Genomic DNA, 785 nt, shown 5'->3' with positions numbered 1-785 from the left:
TCACACCGTGCTGACCTAGAGCAGGACCAACCGGTGGACTTGGGTTTGCTTGACCAGCTGCGATTTGCAACTTGATATAAGCGTCAATTTTCTTAGCCATTTTATCTCCTATGGGTACAAACGCTCTTATCGAGCTCCCCGAACAGACACGAAAAGCCCATCCCGCCTACGCGAAATGAGCATTTGGATATTTATGACCTTAAATTAGATTAGTCTTTCTCGACCTGACTAAACTCAAGATCAACAGGCGTTGAACGCCCAAAAATAAGAACAGCCACTTTAACACGACTCTTCTCATAATCCACTTCTTCAACGACACCATTGAAGTCAGCAAACGGACCGTCGATAACTCGAACAACTTCGCCTGCTTCGAATAATGTTTTCGGACGAGGAGCTTCCGCACCTGTCTCGATTTTTTGCAAGATAGCCTGAGCTTCGCGATCACTAATTGGCACTGGACGTTCAGCCGTACCACCAATAAAACCCATAACTCGAGGCGTTGACTTAACCAAGTGCCACGCTTCATCATCCATATCCATTTGAACAAGCACATAGCCCGGATAGAATTTACGCTCACTCTTACGCTTCTTGCCGTCTCTCATTTCTACCACTTCTTCAGTAGGAACAAGAATATCACCAAATTTCTCTTCTAAGCCTTTAAGCGCCACCTGCTCTTGCAACGAGCGCATAACATGCTTCTCGTATCCAGAATAAGCATGAACAACATACCAAGCCTTAGACATCAATTATCTCCCTACTATCCGATTACCGAAGAAATGACCCAA

1 protein-coding gene and 1 pseudogene are annotated in these 785 nt (G+C 45.1%); both read right to left on the bottom strand.

Annotated elements, in window-relative coordinates:
* Positions 1-100: pseudogene (gene rplK, locus A3738_RS05735) on the bottom strand (50S ribosomal protein L11); the annotation flags it as partial.
* A 109-nt stretch (positions 101-209) separates the two neighbouring features.
* Entirely contained in the window at positions 210-743 is a 534-nt protein-coding gene (gene nusG, locus A3738_RS05730; RefSeq protein WP_068473034.1) for a transcription termination/antitermination protein NusG, read from the bottom strand.
* Positions 744-785 lie beyond the last annotated feature (42 nt).

It is taken from the genome of Oleiphilus sp. HI0066 (assembly GCF_001635725.1).
The sequence above is the reverse complement of the archived record's forward strand: the minus strand, read 5'-3'. Positions and strand labels throughout refer to the sequence as shown.